We start from the raw sequence: 21,504 nt of genomic DNA on the forward strand, positions 1-21,504 counted from the left end.
CTGAGCCTAGAGGCCCTCCTCCGCCTCGCCCGGCATCAGGTGCAGGTAGCGGGGCTTCAGGACCACCTTGATCCGCCTCCCGGGCGCGAGGTGGAGCCTGGCCTGCACGTGCCGGGGGAGGAGGAGGGTGAGGGCGAGGGGGCCCTGGAAGCGCCCCCGGTAGGCCAGGCCCTGGGGGTAGAGGCTTTCCAGTAGGCCTTCCAGGACGTTTTCCGGGGGTGGGGGGCGGTCCTCCCGCACCACGATGACCTCGGCCGCCCGCACCCCCACGTAGACCCGGCCTCCCGGCCGGGCCCAGGGGGGGAGGGGAAGGTGGAGGCGGACGCCTTCCGCCTCCACCCCGCCCTCCACCACCCGGGCGGGGAAGAGGTTCTCAAAGCCCAGAAGCCGCGCCGCGCTCGCCGTGTGCGGGGCGGCGAGGACCTCCTCCGGGGGGCCTTCCTGGAGGATCCGGCCTCCCTCGAGGACCACCAGCCAGTCGGCCAGGCCCGCGAGCTCCGGGTCGTGGCTCACCGCCAGGGTGGGCAGGCCCTCCCGGCGGATGAGGGCGGCGAGTTCCGCCAGGACCTGGTGCTTGGTCAGGGGGTCCAGGGCGCTCGTGGGTTCGTCCAGGAGGAGGAGTTCGGGCTTTCGCGCCAGGGCCCGGGCCAGGGCCACCCGCTGCCTCTGCCCCCCGGAAAGCTCCCCCGGCCGCTTGTGGGCGTGCTCCAGGAGGCCTACCCGCTCCAGGAGGGCCAGGGCCCTCGCCTTGCGGTCCCTCCCCTTCAGGGGGAAGGCCACGTTCTCCCAGGCGGTCATGTGGGGGAAGAGGGCGAGGTCCTGGGGCAGGTAGCCCACGGGGCGCCTTTCCGGGGGAAGGCCGCCGAAGGGGGTGCCCTCTGCGGGGAGGAGGCCCGCCAGGGCCTTGAGGAGGCTGGTCTTGCCCGCCCCGCTTTGCCCTAGGAGCACGGTGAAGCCCCGCACCCGGAAGCGGGCCTCGAGGCGGACGGGCCGGTTCAGCCGGTAGTGGACCTCCAGGAGCGCCACCTCCCTTCCAGGGCCCGCACCACGGCGAGGAGGAAGAGGCTTAGGCCGAGGAGGACCAGGCTCGCCCGGGCCGCCTCGGCGAAGCGCAGCGCCTGGACCAGGTCGTAGAGGTAGATGCTCACCATCTGGGTCTTCCCCGGGATGGAGCCCCCCACCATCAGGACCACCCCGAACTCCCCCAGGGTGTGGGCGAAGGCGAGGAGGGTGCCGGAGAGGAGGCCGGGCCAGACCAGGGGGAGGACCACCCGGGCGAGGATCCGGTAGCGGGGGACCCCCAGGGTGCGGGCCACCTCCAGGAGGTTCGGGTCCAGGGCCAGGAAGGCCTCCCGGTAGGCGGTGAGGGCGAAGGGGAGGCTGAAGAGGACGCTGGCGAGGACCAGGCCCTCAAAGCGGAAGGCCCAGGACACCCCAAAGAGCCTCGCCCACGGCCCCTCGGGCCCGAGGAAGAGAAGGAGGTAGAAGCCCAGGACCGTGGGGGGAAGGACCAGGGGGAGGAGGAAGACCGCTTCCAGCAAGGCCTTCCCCGGGAAGCGGCGGAAGGCGAGGAGCCAGGCGAGGGGCGCGCCCGCGAGGAGGAGGATCCCCGAGGCCAGGGCGGCCACCCGGAGGGAGAGGAAGAGGGCGTCCCAGAAGAGGGGGTCCATCACTCTCCGGGAAGGAGGAAGCCGTAGCGCCGGAAGACGGCCCGGGCCTCGGGGCTTCCCACGTAGGCGTGAAAGGCCAGGACCTCAGGGCGGCCGCGCCCCTTGAGGACGAGGTAGTCCTGCTCCAGGGGGAGGTGGCTCCCGAGGGGGGCGAGCCAGTACGCTCCCGCCCCGGAGAGGCTTTCGTGGACCGCCAGGGAGAGGGCGAGGAGGCCCACCCGGGTGGCGGCGAGGGCGAGCTGGGCCGTCTGGGAGATGTTCTCCCCGTAGACGAAGGCGAAGCGGGGCTTCCCTTGGCGCAAGGGCGTGGCGTCCCAGTAGGCCTCCACTCCCCCGGTGAGCCTTTCCCAGGGGATCTCCTCCCAGGAGAGGAGGGGGAAGGGCTTGGCCAGGCCGGGGAGGGGGACGTCCTTGCGCCGCAAAAGCCCCAGGTGCTCCAGGAGGGTGACGGCGGCCCGGCCGTAGGGGGCGTGCACGGGGTTGGCGAGGGCGAGCTGGGTCACCCTCGGGTCCTTCAGGGCCTCGGGGCCGGGCTTGAGGCCGAGCTTCCTGTCCACCCAGAGGACCACCCGCCCGAGGGCGTAGGGCTTGCGCGTGCCGGGCTCGGCGAGGCCTCTCTGCTCCAAGAGCTCGGGGTAGGCCTTGTCGGCGGAGAAGAAGAGGTCGGCCTCGAGGCCCTGGGTGAGCTGGGCGTAGAGCTTGCCGGAGGAGCCGAAGACGAGCTCCACCTTCACCCCGGGGTTTTCCCGCTCAAAGGCCCGGGCGACCTCGGGGAGGGCGTACTGGAGGTCCGAGGCCGCCACCACCCGCACCTTCTGGGCGAAGCCGGGGAGGAAGAGGAGAAGAAGGGCCACCAAACGTCTTCCCATGCGCACCTCCTTTGCGACCGCGGCAGGCGGCGGGGTTGCCCCCGCCACCCCGGGGCCCGTGGGCCCGGCCCGGGAGGCCCAGGGGGTCTACCCGGGCTCGGAGGCAAGGCCATCCTACCAGGGCCCCTCCCGTGGGCGGGAGGCTTGGGCGCGGGGGCTTAGAAGAGGGGCTCCTGGCTCACCGCCTTCACCGGGCGCCGCTCCTTGGGAGGGAGGGCGTCCAGGGCCCGCTTGACCTCTTGGATGTCCAGCCAGGTGAGGTGCTTGGGGCTTCCCGGGGCCCGGCTCGGGTTCCTGAGGAGGTAGGCGGGGTGGAACATGGGGAAGACCTTGATCCCGTGCCACTCGTACCACTTCCCCCGGACCTTGGTGATGGAGACCTTCTCCCCCAGGAAGAACTCGGCGGCCACCGCCCCCAAGGGGACGATGATCTGGGGGGCGATGAGCTCAATCTGCTTGAGGAGCCACTTGTCCGTGCAGATCTTGGCCTCGTCGGGAAGGGGGGCGCGGTTTTGCGGGGGGCGGCACTTGACGATGTTGGTGATGTAGACCTCCTCCCTGGGGATCCCCGCCGCCTCCAGGATGCGGTTTAGAAGCTGCCCCGCCTTGCCCACGAAGGGGCGGCCCGTCTTGTCCTCCTCCTCCCCGGGGCCTTCCCCCACGATCATGAGCTTTGCGTCCGGGTTTCCCTCCCCGAAGACCACCCGGGTCCGGCCCTCCATGAGGCGGCAGGCGGTGCAGTTTTGCGCCTGGGCCTGAAGCAGTTCCAGGGTCATTGCAGGGGCTTGCGGGCCTTGCGGGCCTCGCGGCGGACCTTGGGGTCCAGGCCGATCATCAGGAAGAAGTTCTCCAGGGCGTTTTCCTGGCCCTTGATCTCGGGGTACTGGTCCTCGGGCGTCCCGGTGACGAAGGGCAGGGAGCGGTAGAGTTCCAGGGCGTAGGCCACGGCGGCCTCCGGGCCCTCGCGCTCCGCCACCTCGGCCAGCTTGGCGTAGACCTCGCGCCGGGCCTCGGCGTGGCGGCGGAAGACCTCGGGGTTGGGAGTCTCCGGCGCCCGCAACACGTCCTGCTTGGCGATGCGGCGGTAGTGCTTGAGCCCGCGAACGATCTCTTCCGTGGTGAGCGTCACCTTGAACTCCATGCCCCCTCCTTTCGGGTCCTGGGACCCGGCCTCGCCCCGATTATAAATCCCCTCATGGGGGGTGCGTATACTTGGAGGGATGGAGCTTCTCGGGTCCTACTGGCTAAGGCGGGCCTTGGCCCGCCTCGCTTCCCTGACCGTTTACGAGGGCCAGGACACCCGGACCGGGATGCCGGTGATGGTCCTCGTGGGGGCGAAGGGCGAGCCCGTGGAGGCGGAGGGGAGCCTCAAGGTCCTGGACCGCCTCGAGGACGCCCTCGTCCTGGAATGGCCCCTGGGGGCCGTTCCCTTGAGCCAGTACGCGGGCGTGGCGGACCCCGACCGCCTCGCCCACTGGGTGCGGGAGATCGCCAAGCGCCTCGCCGCGCTTGAGGCCCAGGGCATCCGCTACGCCCCCCGGGCCGAGCTCGTCCTGGTGAAGGGGCGGAGCGTCTGGCTCGTGGGGCCGGGGCTCGAGGCCCTTGCGGGGGAGGCCGCTTCCGCCCTCTTGGAGCTCGCCCGCCTCCTCGCCGGGCCCAGGTGGGAGGAGTTCCCCTTGCGGGACGTCCTCGCGCGCCTCGCCCGGGGGGAGGTGGGGCTGGAGGCCCTCTGGGCGCCTCCACCGGAGGAGGCCCCCGCTCCCGAGGCGGCCAAGGAGAAGGAGGCCGAGGCCAGGCGGCTTCCCGTGGAGGTGGAGGCGGCGGAGGCCTCCCCGCCCGCTTCGCCCGGGCCGCCGCGGGAGGAGCCCACGCCGAGCCGCCCCCGGGTCATCCGCATTGAGGAGCCCGAGGACCCGCCCTTTCCCGTGGTGGAGCCCCGGTCCTCGAGGGGAGGGCGGCGGGCGGTGGGCCTCGTCCTCTTCCTCCTTTTGCTCCTGGGGGTGGCCGGGGCCTACATGGGCCTCTTCCGGCCCCAGGGAGGGGCGGCGCGGGACTACCCCATGGAGTTCCGCACCGACCCCCCCACGGAGAAGGCCCTGGTCTACGTCCTGGAGGCCCCCGAGGGGGCGGGGCTTGAGCCCGGGAGCCTCCTCCTCGAGGCCCCGGGGCGGGTGCGCTTCCCCGTCCCCGGGGTGTATCGGCTCCGCATCCAGGTGCCGGGGCGGGAGCCCGTGGACTACCTCCTGGAGGTGCCGGGCCCGCCCCTCACCATCAAGGTGCGCTAGATGAAGGAGGTCTACCGCTACGCCTACCACTACGCCGGCCGGCCCGTGGGGGAGGGCCGCCTCGAGGTGGAGCGGCGCAGAGGGGGGGTGCGGGCCAGCCTCCAGGCCGAGTTCCTCCCCCCCTTGCCCCCCGGGCGCCAGCGCTGGCAGACGGAGTTGGACGCGGAGGGCTTCTCCCTCCGCTTCCAGGAGCGGGTGGAGGGGAAGGAGGTCCGCGTCTTCGCCGTGGAGCGCCTGGAGGAGGAGGGCGTGGTCCTGGTGAGCCAGGGGAAGGAGAGCCTGGCCTACCCCTACCTCGCCCCCTACCACGACCCCCTCTCCCTCTTTCTCGCCCTCCCGGGCCTCGCCCTCGAGCCCGGGGAGGTGGTCCGCTTCCCCATGCCCGGGGGCCGGGTCTACGTGGAGCGCCTCCCCGACGTGGAGGTGGAGGGGAGGGCGCGGCGGCAGTACCGCCTGCGCCCCGGCCTTTCCCTGGTCCAGGTGGAGGAAGGGCGCCTGGTGCGCGTGGCCCAGCAGGTGGGCCGGCACGTCTTTGAGGCGGTCCTCCTGGAGGCGGAAGGCCCCTGAAGCCGTTTCCCGCGCCGGTATTGGTATAGTGGGGGCATGATCTACGCTGCCGAGGAGGTGCGGGCCCGCTTCGCCCGCCGGGGCCTCTCCTTTGACCCCACGGTGGAGGAGATCGTGCGGGGCATCCTGGAGGCGGTCCGGGAGGAAGGGGACGAGGCCCTGGACCGGTTCAGCCGGGACCTGGACGGCTACCCGGTGGAGGAGGTCCCCAAGCGGGCCTGGCGGGAGGCCTACGAGGACTTGGACGAGGACCTCAGGGACGCCCTGGAGACGGCCCGGGAGCGCATAGAGGCCTTCTACCGGGAGGAGGCCCGGGGCGGCTTCCTCCGGGCCGAGGGGGGCGGGGTGCTGGCCCAGCTCGTCCGCCCCCTGGAGCGGGTGGGGGTCTACGTCCCCGGGGGAAGCGCCCCCCTCCTCTCCACCCTCCTCATGACCGTGGTCCCGGCCAAGGTGGCGGGGGTGCGGGAGGTGATCGTGGCGAGCCCCCCCAAGGTCCACCCCGGGGTCCTGGCCGCCGCCTGGGTGGCGGGGGCCGACCGCCTCTTCGCCATGGGCGGGGCCCAGGCCATCGCCGCCTTGGCCTACGGCACGGGGCGCGTCCCCCGGGTGGACAAGATCGTGGGGCCGGGGAACCGCTACGTGGTGGCGGCGAAGAGGCTCGTCTACGGCACCGTGGGCATTGACGGCCTCGCCGGCCCCACGGAGACCATGATCATCGCCGACGGCTCCGCCTCCCCCAGGCTCCTCGCCGCCGACCTCCTGGCCCAGGCGGAGCACGGCCCCGACTCCGAGCCCTGGCTCCTCTCCCCGGACCGGGCCCTGTTGGAACGGGTGGAGGCCGAGCTTTCCTGGCAGCTCCAGGACCTCCCCCGGGCCGAGGTGGCCCGTCAGGCCCTGGAGAAGGGCGGGCTCGTCCTCACCAAGGACCTGGAGGAGGCCTTCGCCCTCGCCAACCTCTACGCCCCCGAGCACCTCTCCCTCGCCCTCTCGGACCCCCTTCCCTGGCTGGAGAAGGTGCAGAACGCCGGGGGGGTCTTCCTGGGGGAGGGGAGCCCCGAGGCCTTGGGCGACTACATCGCCGGGCCCAGCCACGTCATGCCCACCTCGGGGACGGCCCGCTTCCAGGGGGGGTTGGCGGTGCGGGACTTCCTGAAGGTGATCCCGGTGGTGGGCCTTTCCGAGGGCGCGGCCCGGGAGCTCGCCAAGAAGGGGGCGCTTTTGGCCCGGGCGGAGGGCCTCGAGGGCCACGCCCGCTCCCTGGACCTCAGGCGATGAGGCTCTTCCACGAACTCTTAGGTCCCCTGGAGCTTCCCGACCGCTTCTCGCGCATCGTCTCCCTGGCCCCGAACCTCACCGACGCCCTCTTCGCCCTGGGGCTTGGGGAGAGGCTCGTGGGCCGGAGCGCCTTCTGCCACCGCCCGGCCCCCGTCCTCGCCCTCCCCGTGGTGGCCTCCTACACCAAGACCCGCCTGGAGCTCCTGAGGAGCCTAAAGCCTGACCTCGTCCTCCTTTCCACCGGGGTCCAGCGGGAGCAGGCCCTTAGGCTCAAGGAGGAGGGCTTTCCCGTCTACGCCGTGCCCCTCCCCACGAGCCCCTACGGCATCCTGGAGAACCTCTCCACCCTGGGCCACCTCCTGGACCTGGAGGAAAGGGCCGTGGCCTTGGCCCACGAGCTTTCGGGCCGCTACGCCGCCCTGAGGGGCCGCTTTGACCTCAGGGTCTACTTTGAGATGGACCTGGGCGGGCCCATCACCGTGGGCCGGGGGAGCTACATCGCCCAGGCCCTCCTGCACATGGGCCTCAAGCCCATCTTCCTGGACGTGCCCCAGGCCTACTTCGCGCCGGACCTGGAGGAGGTGAGGCGGAGGGCCCCGGACCTCTTCCTCTACGAGCCCAAGCCCTGGGGCAAAAACCCCCTGGAGAAGGCGAGGGCCCTGGCCCGGGAACGGGGCTGGGACTTCCCCGTGGCCGCCACGGACGGGGACGAGCTCGCCCACTACGGGCCCATGTTCTTCGGCTTCCTGGAGAAGCTCGCCCGCCGGGTGGAGGAAACCTTAGGCCAGGCTTAAGCCGGGGCCTGGGGGTGCGGCGTATAGTGGAGGCCATGAAGCGCCTGCTCTTTGGGGCCCTTTTCCTCTCCACGGCCCTCCTCCTCACGGCCTGTCCCCAGACCCCACCGCCGCCCGTGAACCCCGCCGAGTGCCCGGTAGGTCCCCTGCGGGTGCAGAGCCTGGATGCTCCTTCTAAGCTGCACGGTTTGGGAAGCTTTAAAGGGGAGTTCGTTCCGGGAGAACTCATTGTAGTGCCCAAACCAGGTCTTTCCCTTCAGAGCTTGCGGGCCTCAGGAGTAGAGCCCCAGGCCCAGCTCGCCCTGGACGTAATCAAGGTGAAGGTTCCCCATGGGGAGGAGAAAGTCCGAGCGGAAGCTCTTTTGCGGGCGGGTGCTCAGTATGTCCAGCCCAACTACGTTTACCGGCCTTTGCGGGCTCCGAATGACCTCTATTACCCCGATCAAAGCGCCTACTTGAATCGGTTGGTGCGCTTAGAAAGCGCTTGGGACTTCAGCACAGGCAGGGGATGCCCGCCCCTTGTGGCCGTGCTAGACACGGGAGTTCTTGCCCACGAGGACTTTCAGGCCAGCAAGTACCTCCCCGCCGGGGTTAACCTGGACGTGGCTGACGGAGATGCCAATCCCACGGACGACTCGGCTCCCAACAATTGGGGGCATGGTTTAGAGGTGGCCTCGGTCTTGGGGGCGGATACCAACAACTCTAAGGGAATAGCAGGAACTACCTGGGGTGGATACGTTGTTCCAATCAAGGTTTTCTACCGGGGTGGTGGAGCCACGTATGAAACCCTTTTCAAGGGGGTTCGGTTAGCCCGCCAACTGGGGGCCCAGGTCATCAACATTTCGCTGGGGGGTAACGACTATGACGAGGTTCTGGATGAGGAGCTGGCCCGGGCTCGGAACGAGGGGAGGGTTATTGTAGCTGCGGCGGGAAACTACGAGACCGGGAATGGGGGACCGGTTATGTTCCCTGCCAGCAGCCCCAACACTCTCGCTGTGGGTGCGGTAGATCTCCTTAAAAGGCGGGCGAATTTTTCGGCCTATGGCCCCGAGCTTGACCTAATGGCTCCAGGGGTGGAGGTTTTGGCGGCAGGCCCTTCAGGCAACTATCGCTTTGTGAGCGGCACCTCTTTGGCTAGCCCCATCGTGGCCGGGGTGGTGGCCCTCTACATGAGCAAGTACGCCAGCGAGCGGAAGGCGTGGCCTAGCCCGGACCAGGTCTACCAATGCCTCATCAACACCGCCGAGGACCTAGGGCCTTCCGGTTGGGACCCGGAATACGGCTTCGGCCTGGTCCGGGCCGACCGGGCGATGACGGACACCACCTACTGCTTCCCCTAATCCGCCTCACCCAAAGGGGGCTACACTAGGGCTTCGTGCGGCGGCTGGCCCTCCTTTTCCCGGTCCTCGCCCTCCTCGTGGGGGTTTGGGTCTTTCCCCTTTTGGGCCCCCTCTTCCGGCACGGGGCGGTCCCTAACCCCTTCGCCCTGAAGGAGCCCTTCACCCTTTTGGTCTACGGCTCGAGCCCCGAGTACGTGGGCTACCACAAGAGGGCCCCGGAGCGCTTCCGGGGCCTCGCCGACACCATCCTCCTCGTGCGCCTGGACCCCGGGGCGAACCGGGTGGTGGTCCTCTCCGTGCCCCGGGACGTCTGGGTCCTGCTTCCCGGCCACGGCTGGCACAAGGTGAACGCCGCAAGCCCCTTGGGGGGGCCGGAGCTCATGAAGGAGGCCGTGGCCCGGATCACGGGGGTGCGCCCCGACCGCTACGTGGTGGTGAGCCTCGAGGCCCTCCGCCGGGGCGTGGACGCCCTAGGGGGGGTGCGGGTCTGCGTGGAGAAGCCCATGCGCTACCAGGACCAGGCGGCGGGGCTTGTTATAGACCTGGAGCCCGGTTGCCAGGTGCTTAGCGGCGCGCAGGCGGAGGGCTACCTCCGCTTCCGCAAGGACGCCCTGGGGGACATCGGCCGCATCCAGCGCCAGCAGGCCTTCTTCCACGCCCTGAAGGACCAGCTTTTCTCTCTGCCGGGCCTCCTCCGCCTCCCCCGGGCGGTGGCGGCGGTGGAGCCCTACGTGGCCACCGACCTCACCCGGGGGGAGAAGGGGGCCTTGCTCGGCTTCCTCCTCCGCAGGCCCGCCTTCGTGAGCCTCCTCCTTCCCGGGCGGTTCGCCGGGGGCTGGGCGGTGGACGAGGCGGCCTGGGCCCGGCTTCGGGCGGTCTACTTTGAGGACCGGGAGGCCTGGGGCGAGGCCTTGGCGGGGAAGCGGGCCGTGGTCCTCTTCGGGCCCGGCCAGGAGGCCCTGGCCCAGGAGGCGGCGGAGCGGCTTAAGGCCTTGGGCCTCTCGGTGAGCCTGCGGGAGCTCGCCCTGGCCCCCGGGCGCACGGAGGTGCTGGAAAACGGCCCGGGCCGCCTCGCCCAGGCCTTGGGCGAGGCCCTCGGCGTCCCCTACCGCGTCTCCGGGGAGGCGGCCTTGGGGGCGGACCTCACCCTGCGCCTGGGCAGGGAGGGGCTTCCCCGTTGAGGCCACCCCAATGCTGGCCCAAGCCAGCATGGGGGCCCCGGCACAAAAGGTCCCTAGGGGGCTTCCTTGGGGCATTCGGGCGAAGGATGAGCCCTCCACCGCTGGAAAAGGGCCTCCCCGCGGCCTCGGTTCGGGCGTCCCGTGTTGCGCAACCCCCGCGCGGCTCCTTAGGATGAAAAGGGCCCGCCGGGGTGGCGGAACGGTAGACGCTGCGGACTTAAAATCCGCTGGGGGGTAGCCCCCGTACGGGTTCGAGTCCCGTCCCCGGCACCAAAACGCCCCGGGCTTTAGGCCCGGGGCGTTTTCCCTCGCGTGGGCTTACTCCGTGGCCTTGGCCTCCTTCAGCATGTTGAGGAGCACGGTCTGGAGGATGCCCCCGTTCTTGTAGTAGTCCACCTCCACGGGGGTGTCCAGGCGGGCGATGGCCTGGAAGCGGACCTCGCTCCCGTCCTCCCGCCTCGCCACGATGTCCACGAGCTTCCTGGGCTTCAGGTCCTCGAGGCCCAGGATGTCGTAGACCTCGTACCCCGTGAGGCCCAGGGTCTCCCGGTTCTCCCCCGGCAGGAACTCCAGGGGCAGGACGCCCATGCCCACGAGGTTGGAGCGGTGGATCCTTTCAAAGCTTTCCGCGAGCACCGCCCTGATGCCGAGGAGGTAGGTGCCCTTGGCGGCCCAGTCGCGGCTGGAACCGGTCCCGTACTCCTTCCCGGCGATGACGAGGAGGGGTGTGCCCTCGGCCTTGTAGCGCATGGCGACGTTGTAGACGAAGTCCACGTCCCCCTCGGGCAGCTTCTTGGCGTAACCGCCCTCAATCCCGTCCAGCATGAGGTTCTTGATGCGGATGTTGGCGAAGGTGCCCCGCATCATCACCTCGTGGTTGCCGCGCCGGGAGCCGTAGGAGTTGAAGTCCTCCGGCTTCACCCCCTTGCTGATCAGGTACTGGCCGGCGGGGCTCTTCACGGGGATGGCCCCTGCGGGGGAGATGTGGTCCGTGGTCACGGAGTCGCCGAGGACGAGAAGGACCCTCGCCCCCCGGATGTCCTCCACCTTCCGCTCGCCCAGGTCCTCAAAGAAGGGCGGGTTTTGGATGTAGGTGCTCTCCGGGTCCCACTGGTAGAGCTCCCCGGTGGGGGCGGGGAGGGCCTGCCAGCGCTCGTCCCCTTCAAAGACCTTGCTGTACTCCTTCTTGAAGAGCTCGGGGTCCAGGGTCTTCCGGATGGCCTCCCGGATCTCCTCCATGGAGGGCCAGATGTCCTTGAGGTAGATGGGCTTGCCGTTGGGGTCAAAGCCCAAGGGCTCCGTGGTGAAGTCAATGTCCATCCGGCCTGCCAGGGCGTAGGCCACCACCAGCATGGGGCTCGCCAGGTAGTTGGCCTTCACGTGGGGGTTGATGCGGCCCTCAAAGTTGCGGTTCCCGGAGAGGACGGCGGCCACCACCAGGTTCCCTTCCTCCACGGCCTTGGCGATGTCCTCAGGGAGGGGCCCGGAGTTGCCGATGCAGGTGGTGCAGCCGTAGCCCACCAGGTGGAAGCCCAGGGCCTCGAGGAAGGGCATGAGCCCGCTCATCTCCAGGTAGTCCGTCACCACCTTGGAGCCGGGGGCGAGGGAGGTCTTGACCCAGGGCTTCCGGTCCAGGCCCGCCTCCACCGCCTTCTTGGCGAGAAGCCCCGCCCCGAGCATCACCGAGGGGTTGGAGGTGTTGGTGCAGCTCGTGATGGCGGCGATGACCACGGAGCCGTGGGTGAGCTCAAACTCCTCGTCGCGGCGCTTGACCAGGACCTTCCTCTGGAGCTGGTCCTCGGAGAGCCCGAAGCCCCGCTCCTTCACGGGCTTGGTGAGGTGGGCGAGGAAGCTCTTCTTAACCTCCTTCAGGGGCACCCGGTCCTGGGGGCGCTTGGGGCCCGCCAGGGAGGGCTCCACTGCGGAGAGGTCCAGCTCCAGGTACTCGGAGTACTGGACCTTCTCCTCCGCCTCCGGGGTGCGGAAGAGGCCCACCGCCTTGGTGTAGGCCTCCACCAGCTCCACGAGCTCCTCGGGGCGGCCCGTCTGGCGGAGGTAGTTCAGGGTTTCCTCGTCCACGGGGAAGAAGCCCATGGTGGCCCCGTACTCGGGGGCCATGTTGGCGATGGTGGCCCGGTCGGGGGTGGAGAGCTTGGCCACCCCGGGGCCGTAGAACTCCACGAACTTGCCCACCACCCCGTGCTTGCGCAGCATCTCGGTGACGGTGAGGACCAGGTCCGTGGCCGTGGCCCCCTCGGGGAGCTCCCCGTAGAGCTTGAAGCCCACCACCCGGGGGGCGAGCATGTAGTAGGGCTGGCCCAGCATCACCGCCTCGGCCTCAATCCCCCCCACGCCCCAGCCCAGGACGCCCAGGCCGTTCACCATGGTGGTGTGGCTGTCGGTGCCCACCAAGGAGTCGGGGAAGGCCAGGGTGAGCCCGTCCCGCTTCCCGGTCATCACCACCTTGGTGAGGTACTCAATGTTCACCTGGTGGACGATGCCCGTGCCCGGGGGCACCACCCGGAAGTTCTCCAGGGCGTTCTGGGCCCACTTGAGGAGGAGGTAGCGCTCCCGGTTCCTCTCGTACTCCTTCTCCACGTTGTAGAAGAAGGCGTAGGCGGTGCCGAAGGCGTCCACCTGGACCGAGTGGTCAATGACCAGGTCGGCGGGCACCACGGGGTTGATGCGCTTGGGGTCGCCGCCCTTGGCCTTGATGGCGTCCCGCATGGCGGCGAGGTCCACCACCGCCGGGACCCCGGTGAAGTCCTGGAGGATGACCCGGGCAAGCTTCAGGGGTACGTTGATCTCCCCGGGGTCGGGCCGCCAGCGGGCCAGGGCCTCGATGTCTTCTCGGGTGACCTGGTAGCCGTCCTCGTTGCGGAGGAGGCTTTCCAGCATCACGCGGATGGAGAAGGGGAGGCGGGAGACCTCCGCCACGCCCTTCCTTTCCAGCTCCTGGAGGTCGTAGTAGCCGTAGGTGCCGCTTTTCGTGGTCAGGGTCTTTAGGGTTTGGAAGCTGTTCTTCATGGTCCTCCTTTCCCTTCCCCCATGCGGGTAAAAGGGCAATCCTGGACGCTGGCTTTTGGGGGAAGATTCCGGTCCGAGGGGGGGCGCCCGCCCCGGCTATCTCCACTATAGCACTTCCAGAAGGGGCGCGGCGTGGCCCAGGACGGCGTTGGCCTGGGCCTGCCGGGCGATCTTCAGGGTCTCCAGCAGGGCCTCCTTGGAAAGGCCCAGGCGCTTGGCCCGGTGGGCCATGGCCTTCACGCAGGCCTCCGAGCCCGTGGCCAGGGCAATGCCGAGGAGGATCAGGGTGCGGGTTTTCTCGTCCAGGGCCCCCTTTTCCGGCATGGCGTAGGTCCAGCTCCGCCCGTGCTCCAGGAGGAGGCCCGGCGCCTTCTCCGCGAGGAGGGGGATGGCCCGGGGCAGGCCTTCCCCTAGGTTCTCCGCCATGGCCTGTAGGACGCGCTCGTGGGTCCGGTCCATGCCCCTAGCGTAACGCCCTCGGGGAGGGAGGTGTGTCCCACCCCAGGCCCTCGAGGAAAAGGAGGACCTCCTCCCGGACCTCTTCCCACAGGGCCTCCCGGGGGCGTGTGGCGGGCCTGTCCCCCCTTTGCGGGCCGTAGGCCCCGAAGCCCGCGTGGTTCAGCCCCTCCACGAAGACCACCCGGGCGTTTCGGGGAAGCCTTTCCGCCTTCCTTCGGGCCTCCTTTGGGGGGAGGAGGCCGTCTTCCGTGCCGTAGAGGGCGAGGGTGGGGAAGGCCTCCTGGGAGAGGTCTTCCTCGGGGTAGGCGGCGAAGAGGACGAGGGGAAGCCCTTCCCGGGCCGCCACCCCCGCCGCCACCACCCCGCCCAGGCTGTGCCCTCCCACCACCAAGGGAAGCCCGGGGTGGGCCCGACCCGCCTCCAGGGCCCGGTCCTGGCCGAGGAGGGCGATCCCCTGGGGCACCCGGAGGAGGACCACCAGGTACCCATTTCCTACGAGGGGGGCGAGGACGGGGGCGTAGGCCAAGGGCTCCACCCGGGCCCCCGGGTAGAAGGCGAGGAGGGCCTTGGGGGCCTGGGGGAGGACCTCGAGGCCGTAAGGGGTCTCCCGGGTCCTCAGGCCCTTTAGGGCGTCCAGGGCCACGGGCTCCGCCTTCAGGGGGCGGAAGAGGAAGAGGACGAGCCCCGCGGCCAAGGCGGCGAGGGCCACCGCCCCCAGGACCACCCCGAGGACCACCTGCCGCGCGCTCACCCCTTTCCCCCCTTCCGCGCGAGGCGCCCCTCCACCGCGAAGAAGGCGGCGGGGACCACGAAGAGGGTGAGGAGGGTGGAGGAGAGCATCCCCCCCAGGATGACCACGCCCAAGGGCCTGCGGTACTCCGACCCCTCCCCGGCCCCGAGGAGGAGGGGGAGGCTGATGATGAGGACGGTGAGGGTGGTCATGAGGATGGGCCTCAGCCTGAGCCTGGCCGCCTCCACCAGGGCCTCCTTGAGGGGCTTTTCCCGCATGCGGCGGGAGGCGAAGTCCAGGAGGAGGATGGCGTTCTTGGTCACCAGGCCGATGAGCATCACCACCCCCAAGACGCTGATCACGTCCAGGCCCGTGCCCAGGAAGTAGGTGAGCCAGAAGGCCCCCACCAGGGCCAAGGGCACGGGGAGGAGGAGGTAGAGGGGGTAGCGCCAGGCGTTGAACTGGCTGGCGATGACGAGGTAGTTGAGGACGAGGGCGAGGCCGAAGGCGAGGGGCGCGAGGGAGGCGAGCTCCTCCGTGAAGCTCCCAAGCCCCGAGGCCACGAGCTCCACCCCGTCCCCAAGGAGCCCCGCCGCCCTGAGGTCCTGCTCCAGCTCCGCCTGGACCTGGAGGGCCCCTGGGGCCTCGGGCTTGAGGTTGATGTTGATCCCGGCGGCGTAGGCCTGGTTGCGGCGGGAGATCAGGGTGGGGGAGGGGCGCTCCTCAAACCGGCCGAGGCTTCCTAAGGGCAGGAAGGCCTGGAGGGCGGGGGCGTAGACGGGGAGGGAGAGGAGGCCGCCCTCCCCGGAGTAGCGGAGGGGGTCGGCCTGCACCACCACGGGGTACTCCTCCCCGCTCCGCCTGGCCGTGGCCGCCTGGGTCCCGGAGAGGTAGAGCCTCAGGGTCTGGGCCACGTCCTGGGGAGTGAGGCCGGTGCCGGAGAGCCTGGCGGGGTCGGGGACGAAGACGCGCTCCCGCTGGGTGGCCTCCAGGGTGCTCTTCACGTTCAGGACGTAGGGCTTCTCCGCGATCCGGTCCACGATGGCCTGGACCCGGGCCTCCAGCACCTCCCGGTCGGGGCCGGTGACGAAGAACTGGAGGTCCGCGTCCCCCGCCTCGGGGCCGGTCTGGGCTAAGACGCGGAGGTCCGCTCCGGGGAAGTCCTTAAGCGCCTCCTTGCCCTCCCGGTTGAAGACCTCGGTGAGGGTGAAGATGTCCGGCCGCTCCCCTTTGGGCTTGAGGACGATCTGGAGCTGGACCCGGGAGGGGTCCCCCACCTGGGCCCCCCCGGTGGCGCTCGCCCCCACGGTGGTCACCACCCGCTCCACCGCCGGGTGGGCGAGGAAGTAGGCCTCTAGGGCCCGCGCCGCCCGGTCGGAGACGGAGAGGGGCGTGTCCTTGGGGAGGAGGAGGGTGGCGGTGAGCACCCCGGTGTCCGCGCGGGGGGTGAAGTTGAAGGGGATCCGGGGCAAAATGGGGAAGACGGAGAGGAAGGCGAGGCCCGCCAGGCCCAGGACCAGGTAGGGCCGGGCGAGGGCGGCCTCCAGGGCCCGGGCGTACCCCTCGGTGAGCCTTCGCACCCCCCCCTCCGTGGCCTCGTGCAGGAGCCGGGCCAGGGCCCCGGCGAGGTCCAGAAGGAGCCTCCCCAGGTAGCGCCCGAGGCCGAGGAGGGCCGGGTAGAGGACGAGGAGGAGGAGGTGGAGGGGGCCTTGGCGGTAGAGGAGGAAGGCCACGCCGAGGCCGAGGAGGAGGCCCAAGGCGGTGCGGAAGCCCCGGCGGTAGGCCCAGGCGAGGTCCTTGGGGAGGAGGAGGGCCGCCCGCAGGGCCTCCTTGAGGGTGGGGGGGTCGGGGTCGGGGAAGTAGGCGAGGCGGACGGTGAGGAAGAGGAGGGCCTCGAGCCAGCTCACCCCGATGGCCGCCGCCATGCCCAGGCCGAACTGCTGGAAGATCTGGCCGATGAGGCCCGGGAGGAAGCTTATGGGGAGGAAGACGGCGAGGAGGCTAAGGGTGGCCGCGGCCACGGCGGCGCTCACCTCGCTCGCCCCCTTGAGTACTGCCTCCTTGAGGCCAAGCCCCATGCGGCGGTAGCGGTCAATGTTTTCCGCCACCACGATGGAGTCGTCCACCACGATGCCCACCGCCACGGTGAGGGCGAGGAGGCTGATGAGGTTGTAGGTGAAGCCCAAAACGCCGAAGAGGAGGATGGCCCCGGAGAGGGTGATGGGGATGGCCAGGATGACGGAGAAGACGGAGTTGAGCTTCCCCAGGAAGACGAGGACCACCAGGGAGACGGCCAGGGCGGCCAGGAACGCCTCCCGCACCGTGTCCTCCACCGCGGCCTGGATGAAGCGGGTGGTGTCCAGGGCGACCTCCGCCCGGTACCCGGGGGGGAGGGAGGTCTCCTCCAGGGCCCGCCTCACCTCCTGGGCCACGGCCACGGCGTTGGCGTCCGGCGTCTTGACCACGGCCAGGACCACGGCGGGGCGGCCGTTCACCCGGTTCAGGGTGGTGGGGGCCTCCCGGGCCTCCTCCACCCGGGCCACGTCCCGCACCCGGATGCCCCGGCCCGGGTCCACCAGGACCTCGGCCACCTCCGAGGCGGTGCGGGGGGTGGCGCGTAGGGTGTAGACCAGGCGCCGCTCCTCCTCCGTGAGGGCCCCCAAGGGGAGGTTGAGGGCCGAGGCGGAGAGGGCCTGGACCACCTGGAGGGGAGGGATCCCCAGGGCCTGGAGCCGGTCGGGGTCCAGGTAGACCTTGATGGCCGTCTTGGGGGCGCCCGTGAGCCGGATGTCGGCCACGCCGGAGACCAGCTGGAGGCGGGGCTTGAGGGTCCTCTCCGCGTAGCGGAGGACCTCGGCGAGGTCCTCCCCCGGGGCCTCGAGGGCCAGGTAGAGGATGGGGCTCGCCGAGGGGTCAAACTTCTGCACCACGGGGGCGGAGGCGTCCTTGGGGAGGGTGCTCCGGATGGCGGCCACCTTCTGGCTCGCCTCCACCGCTCCCTGGTCCACGTCCACCCCTTGCTTGAACTGGACGAAGACCAGGCTGAACCCCTCCGTGGAGCTGGAGCCGATGACGTCCACCCCCGTGAGGGTGGAGAGGGCGTCCTCCAGGGGCTTGGAGACCTGCTCCGCCACCTCCTCGGGCCCGGCCCCGGGGTAGCTGGTGGAGATGGCGATGACGGGGACGCTGAACCGGGGAAGGAGCTCCACCCCAAGCCCGAGGCCCAGAAGGAGCCCCACCAGGACCATGCCCACGAAGATGGAGGTGGCGAAGACGAAGCGCTCCACGAAGAAGGCCACCAGGGGGTTTTCCCTCACGGCACCACCTCCACGAGGTCGCCGTCTTCCAGCCCCTCGGGCACCGGGTAGACCACCGCCTCCCCCGCCTCGAGGCCCGCCACGGCGGCCCGGCCTCCCTCCTGGGCGAGGAGCCGGACGGGCCGCTTCCGCGCCCGGCCCTCCTCCACCACGTAGACGAAGGCCTCGCCGTCCTCGGTCCGCACCGCCCCCGCAGGAAGCAGGAGGCCCTCGGCCAGGACCTCGGGGTAGCGCACCTCCGCCGCCCCGGGGAGGAGGGGGCCTGTGGGCCTCAGGGTCACCTCCACCAGGCGGTTCTGCCCGGGGAGGTCGCTTTTCGCCTGGAGGCGGGCCTCCACCTCCTTGCCGTTTTGGCGCACGCGGAAGGCCGTGTCCTCCGTGAGGGCGGCCGCCCGCTCGGGGGGGAGGTAGACCTTGACCAGGAGGCGGTCGGTGGTGGCCAGGCGGAAGGCCCGGCTCCCCGCCCCGGTGAACTCCCCTTCCTTCACGTAGACCTCCACCACCTCCCCGGCGAAGGGGGCCCGGACCACGCTCTCCTTGAGGTTCCGCTCCGCCTGCTGCACCTGCAGGCGGGCGGCCTCCACCTGGAGCCTGAGGAGGCGGAGGTCGTCCTCCCTTTCCAGGCGGGCCAGGGCCTCCTTGGCGTTCTCGTAGGCGCTTTGCGCCTGGAGGTACTGGGCCTCGAGGCCCTTGAGCTCAAGGGGGGCCAGGGCGCCCAGGGCGAGGAGGGCCTTCCCCTCCTCGTAGCGGCGCTTGGCCGCGGCGAGCTGAGCCTCGGCGGCGGCGAGCTGGGCTTCTAGGGCCTTCCGGTTCCCCTCCGTCTGGGCCTCGGCCCGGGCCAGGTTCTCCTCGGCCTGGCGCAGGGCGAGCTTGGCCTGGGCCAGGGCCTCCTGGAAGGGGGCGGGGTCCAGGAAGACCACCCCCTCCCCGGCCCGCACCCGGGTGCCCGCGGGGAGGGTCCGGACCACCCGGCCCGAGGCTCCCGCCGCCACCAGGCTCTCCTTCTCGGCCACCACGTTCGCCGAGGCCCGGGCCTCCCGGGTGAGGAGGCCGGGCTCGGCCTTGAGGGTCCGCACCTGGACGCGGAGGGGGGCGGTGGTTTGGGGGGCCTCCGCCTCCGGCTTGGGGGCGCAGGCGAGGAGGAGGAGGGGGAGGAAGACGAGGAGGCGCTTCATGGCTCACCTCGTGGCGAGGAGGCCGTAGTAGGCCTTGAGGTAGGCGTGCTTGGCCTGCTCCAGGGCGAGCTCCGCCTGCAGGAGGTTGAGCTCCTGCTGGAGGAGGGCGAGGCGGCTTGCGAGCCCCGCCGCGAAGCGCGCCCTTTCCGCCTCGTACCGCTTCTTCGCCGCCTCCAGGGCCTCCTCCGCCCGGCGCACCCCCTCGAGGAGGGGAGGAAGCCCGCGGAAGCGGGCCTCCAGGCCCACCCGGAGGGAGGAGGCGGCGCCGTCCAGCTGGGTCGCGAGGGCGGCGATCTGGTCCTCCAGGGCGTCAATGTCCTTGCGGGCGGCGAAGCTCTCGTCCAATAGGGCCCGCTGGGCCTTGAGGAGGGCGAGGGAGTGGCGGAGCTGGAGGAGGTCGGCGTTCTCCTCCAGGAGGGCTTCCACGAGCCCGGCCTCGGGAAGCCCGGGGAGGTCCGCCACGGGCTCGGGCTCCCAGGGGCCCACGAGGTTGGCGAGCTGGGCCTGGGCGCTCTCCAGGGCCCTTTGGGCCTGGTCCAGGTTCTTCCGGGCTTCCTGGGCCCGGTTCTGGGCCTCGAGGAGGTCCAGGCTGGTGGCCCCGCCGCCTTTCACCCGGACCTCCGTGGCCTTGAGGGAGAGTTCCGCCACCTCCAGGGCCTTCTCCAGGACCCGGACCTGGAGCCTCGCCTCCACGACCTGGGTGTAGGCGGCGACGATCTCATTTTCCGCCTGGGCCAGGGCGCGGCGGAGCCTGGCCTCGGCGAGCTCCAGGGCCTGGCGGGCCTGGAGCTCGTCCAAGGCGGTGCGCAAGGGGTCCTTCAGGGTGCGGTCCAGGTCCCGGGCCTTGGCCTGGACCTCGAGCCGGGCGTTCACCACGGCGGGCGCTTCCTGGGCCTTCTTGAGGGCCTCCGGCAGGGGCTGGGCGAGCCCCAGGGCCGTGAGGCCAAGGGCGAGGGCGAAGAGGGGCTTCTTCACGGGTTCACCTCCAAAAGCTCTCCGTAAAACTGGTAAAGCTCCATAAGCCGGTTCCTAAGGTCGTTTTCCGCCTGGAGGAGGCCGAGCTCCGCCTGGAGCAGGTTGAGCTCGGCCTGCAGGACCCCGAGGGGGCTTTCCAGCCCCAGGGCGAGGCGCTTTTCTGCCTCCTCCAGGGCCTTCTCCGCGGAGGCCTTGCGGCTTTGCGCCAGGGCCAGGGCGGACCGGGCGCCCAAAAGGCCCGCCTTGAGGCTTTCCTCCTGCAGGCGGGCCTGGCGGGAGGCGGCGAGGAAGGCCTCCTCCGCCCCCCGGACCTGGGCCTGGGCGGCCTCCAGGGCGGCGAAGAGGCCGGGGGAGAGGGTGAGGGAGAGGCTTAGCCGAAGCTCCTCCGTGGCCCGGTAGCGGCCGCCCCCGGGCAGGGCGGTGGCCGCCTGGGCCGGGTTCTGGCGGGTGTAGGCCAGGGTGGGCTGAAGGGTCTTGCTGGAGAGGGAGAGGCTTAGGGTGTCGTTGCCGCTGGGGTAGCGGGTGTAGCTCCCCTGGAGGGTGGGGAGGAGGTTCCTTTGCGCCGCTTCCAAGGCGATCTGGGCCTCCAGGAGGTTCAGGCGGGCCTCCTCCAGGCTCAAGGGGGTCGTCCCCTTGGGTTCGGGGATGGGGGGGAGGGGGGCTTCCGGGTCCACCAGGTCCCGGGCCGCCTCCAGGGCGAGGGCGAGGCCCCTCTGCGCCTCCTCCAGGCGGTTTTGCGCCTCCTCCAGGGCGAGCTCCGCCTCCCTGAGCTCCTTGGGGTTCGCCTGGCGCTTCCTGGCGGCCTCCAGGGCCTTTTGCGCCAGCTCCAGGCCCTTTTCGGCGATCCGCACGCCGAGCCTCGCCTCCTGGTAGCGGCCGTAGGCGGCCACCGCCTGGGCCTCGAGGCCTGCCCGGGTCTTGCGGTAGGCGAGCTCGGCCCGCCTGAGGGCGATTTGGGCCCGCTCCACCCCGTCCGCCACCTCCCCGAAGGGGAAGGGGGTGAGGACGAGGGCGAGGGTGAGGCTCTGGGCCGCCTCGGGGAGGCTTGCGCAGACCGCCTCCGGCTCGCAGGTGTAGCCGTAGCGGAGGTAGTTCCCCTGGACGTTCAGGGCGAGGGGGGCGGCCTGGGCCTCGAGGGACTTGCGGGCGGCGAGGAGGTAGGCCTCCGCCTGCTTGAGGAGGGGGTGGTCCTTGAGTGGGCTTAGGGCGGACTGGGCCAGGGCGGGGAGGGCGAGGAGGGGAAGGAGGAGAAGCCTACGCATCCTCCACCTCCGTGAGCTTGCGCAGGATCCGGAGGAAGGCGGCCTGCTCCTCCGGGGAGAGGCGGGCAAGCCTCCGGCCGAAGACGGCGAGCCAAAGCGCCTCGGTCCGGGCCGCCGCCTCCCGCCCTTTGGGCGTGAGGAAGAGCTTCACCTTGCGGCGGTCCTGGGGGTCGGGGCTCCGCTTTACCAGGCCCTCCTCCTCCAAGGCGGCGAGGAGGTGGGAGACCTGGGAGGGGTGGACCTCGAGGAGCTCGGCGAGCTGGGAGGGGAGGTCCACCCCCTTGGCCAGGAGGCCGAGGAGGTGGGCCTTTCTCGGGGAGAGGCCCTCCTTGACGAGGAGCTCCTTGGCCTCGGTGTAGAGGGCGTGGGTCAAGGCGTACCCCAACGCCGCCAGCTCCTGGACCAGGGGGGGCGGTGGTCCGTTCATACCGGGAAAAGGTTAAGTCAAGTCAACTATTTAGTCAAGACAACCTCTGCCCGCCTTGTGCGCGCCTGGGTTTCGCCCCGGGGGATGCCCGGGCGAGGGCCGCGGGAAACCCTTTGGGGTACGTGGCGGCGGGCCTGGTGTAGAATGGCGG

At 70.7% G+C, this 21,504-nt stretch carries 19 protein-coding genes, 1 tRNA gene and 1 riboswitch; of the genes, 7 read left to right on the forward strand and 13 right to left on the reverse strand.

Annotated features, from left to right (window positions below):
* Positions 1-6: 6 nt before the first annotated feature.
* From TTH_RS03715 to TTH_RS03735, 5 genes are all read right to left on the reverse strand, one after another.
* Positions 7-1,026 carry an ABC transporter ATP-binding protein gene (locus TTH_RS03715; RefSeq protein WP_011228140.1) on the reverse strand — a complete coding sequence of 340 codons (1,020 nt, stop codon included), beginning with the start codon at positions 1,024-1,026 and terminating at the stop codon, positions 7-9.
* A complete protein-coding gene (gene modB, locus TTH_RS03720; protein WP_011172814.1) occupies positions 996-1,670 on the reverse strand; it encodes a molybdate ABC transporter permease subunit in 675 nt (224 codons plus the stop codon). Before modB ends, TTH_RS03715 begins: the two co-directional genes overlap by 31 nt.
* Entirely contained in the window at positions 1,670-2,539 is an 870-nt protein-coding gene (gene modA, locus TTH_RS03725; RefSeq protein ID WP_011228141.1) for a molybdate ABC transporter substrate-binding protein, read from the reverse strand. The genes modB and modA overlap by 1 nt, the downstream gene beginning before the upstream one ends.
* A riboswitch (molybdenum cofactor riboswitch) is annotated at positions 2,530-2,654 on the reverse strand. Its footprint overlaps the gene before it by 10 nt.
* A 43-nt stretch (positions 2,655-2,697) precedes the next feature.
* A complete protein-coding gene (locus TTH_RS03730) occupies positions 2,698-3,315 on the reverse strand; it encodes a uracil-DNA glycosylase (protein WP_011228142.1) in 618 nt (205 codons plus the stop codon).
* Entirely contained in the window at positions 3,312-3,680 is a 369-nt protein-coding gene (locus TTH_RS03735) for a hypothetical protein (RefSeq protein WP_008632112.1), read from the reverse strand. The genes TTH_RS03730 and TTH_RS03735 overlap by 4 nt, the downstream gene beginning before the upstream one ends.
* A gap of 79 nt (positions 3,681-3,759) precedes the next feature.
* Between TTH_RS03735 and TTH_RS03740 the strand changes: the two genes are divergently transcribed.
* The 7 genes from TTH_RS03740 to TTH_RS03770 all read left to right on the forward strand — a co-directional run bounded on the left by TTH_RS03740 (position 3,760) and on the right by TTH_RS03770 (position 10,254).
* Positions 3,760-4,824 (forward strand): hypothetical protein, encoded by a 1,065-nt coding sequence (locus TTH_RS03740; RefSeq protein ID WP_011228143.1) that lies wholly within the window; start codon positions 3,760-3,762, stop codon positions 4,822-4,824.
* Positions 4,825-5,391, forward strand: coding sequence for a DUF3108 domain-containing protein (locus TTH_RS03745; RefSeq protein WP_011228144.1), 567 nt, complete (start codon positions 4,825-4,827; stop codon positions 5,389-5,391). It abuts the gene before it with no gap.
* Positions 5,392-5,427: 36 nt separating this feature from the next.
* Positions 5,428-6,666, forward strand: coding sequence for a histidinol dehydrogenase (gene hisD, locus TTH_RS03750; RefSeq protein ID WP_011228145.1), 1,239 nt, complete (start codon positions 5,428-5,430; stop codon positions 6,664-6,666).
* Entirely contained in the window at positions 6,663-7,460 is a 798-nt protein-coding gene (locus TTH_RS03755) for an ABC transporter substrate-binding protein (RefSeq protein WP_011228146.1), read from the forward strand. Before hisD ends, TTH_RS03755 begins: the two co-directional genes overlap by 4 nt.
* A gap of 35 nt (positions 7,461-7,495) precedes the next feature.
* Positions 7,496-8,800, forward strand: a complete 1,305-nt coding sequence (locus TTH_RS03760; RefSeq protein WP_011228147.1) for a S8 family peptidase — start codon at positions 7,496-7,498, stop codon at positions 8,798-8,800.
* A gap of 35 nt (positions 8,801-8,835) precedes the next feature.
* Complete coding sequence (locus TTH_RS03765) at positions 8,836-9,981, forward strand: LCP family protein (RefSeq protein ID WP_011228148.1); 1,146 nt, start codon at positions 8,836-8,838, stop codon at positions 9,979-9,981.
* 185 nt (positions 9,982-10,166) lie between these two features.
* Positions 10,167-10,254: transfer RNA gene (locus tag TTH_RS03770), tRNA-Leu, on the forward strand.
* A 45-nt stretch (positions 10,255-10,299) separates the two neighbouring features.
* Here the strand turns inward: TTH_RS03770 and acnA are convergent.
* From acnA to TTH_RS03810, 8 genes are all read right to left on the reverse strand, one after another.
* Entirely contained in the window at positions 10,300-13,008 is a 2,709-nt protein-coding gene (gene acnA, locus TTH_RS03775) for an aconitate hydratase AcnA (protein WP_011228149.1), read from the reverse strand.
* 105 nt (positions 13,009-13,113) lie between these two features.
* Positions 13,114-13,467 (reverse strand): carboxymuconolactone decarboxylase family protein, encoded by a 354-nt coding sequence (locus tag TTH_RS03780; RefSeq protein ID WP_008632121.1) that lies wholly within the window; start codon positions 13,465-13,467, stop codon positions 13,114-13,116.
* Between the two features lie 4 nt (positions 13,468-13,471).
* The gene (locus tag TTH_RS03785; RefSeq protein ID WP_011228150.1) at positions 13,472-14,218 is read right to left on the reverse strand and encodes an alpha/beta hydrolase; all 747 of its coding nucleotides are present in this window, start codon (positions 14,216-14,218) and stop codon (positions 13,472-13,474) included.
* The gene (locus TTH_RS03790; protein WP_011228151.1) at positions 14,215-17,514 is read right to left on the reverse strand and encodes an efflux RND transporter permease subunit; all 3,300 of its coding nucleotides are present in this window, start codon (positions 17,512-17,514) and stop codon (positions 14,215-14,217) included. Before TTH_RS03790 ends, TTH_RS03785 begins: the two co-directional genes overlap by 4 nt.
* The gene (locus TTH_RS03795) at positions 17,511-18,689 is read right to left on the reverse strand and encodes an efflux RND transporter periplasmic adaptor subunit (protein ID WP_011228152.1); all 1,179 of its coding nucleotides are present in this window, start codon (positions 18,687-18,689) and stop codon (positions 17,511-17,513) included. Before TTH_RS03795 ends, TTH_RS03790 begins: the two co-directional genes overlap by 4 nt.
* A 3-nt stretch (positions 18,690-18,692) precedes the next feature.
* Positions 18,693-19,664 (reverse strand): TolC family protein, encoded by a 972-nt coding sequence (locus TTH_RS03800; protein WP_011172827.1) that lies wholly within the window; start codon positions 19,662-19,664, stop codon positions 18,693-18,695.
* Positions 19,661-20,926 (reverse strand): TolC family protein, encoded by a 1,266-nt coding sequence (locus tag TTH_RS03805; RefSeq protein ID WP_011228153.1) that lies wholly within the window; start codon positions 20,924-20,926, stop codon positions 19,661-19,663. Before TTH_RS03805 ends, TTH_RS03800 begins: the two co-directional genes overlap by 4 nt.
* Positions 20,919-21,353, reverse strand: coding sequence for a MarR family winged helix-turn-helix transcriptional regulator (locus tag TTH_RS03810; RefSeq protein WP_011228154.1), 435 nt, complete (start codon positions 21,351-21,353; stop codon positions 20,919-20,921). The genes TTH_RS03805 and TTH_RS03810 overlap by 8 nt, the downstream gene beginning before the upstream one ends.
* Positions 21,354-21,504 lie beyond the last annotated feature (151 nt).

The organism is Thermus thermophilus HB8, from assembly GCF_000091545.1.
Taxonomy (GTDB): domain Bacteria; phylum Deinococcota; class Deinococci; order Deinococcales; family Thermaceae; genus Thermus; species Thermus thermophilus.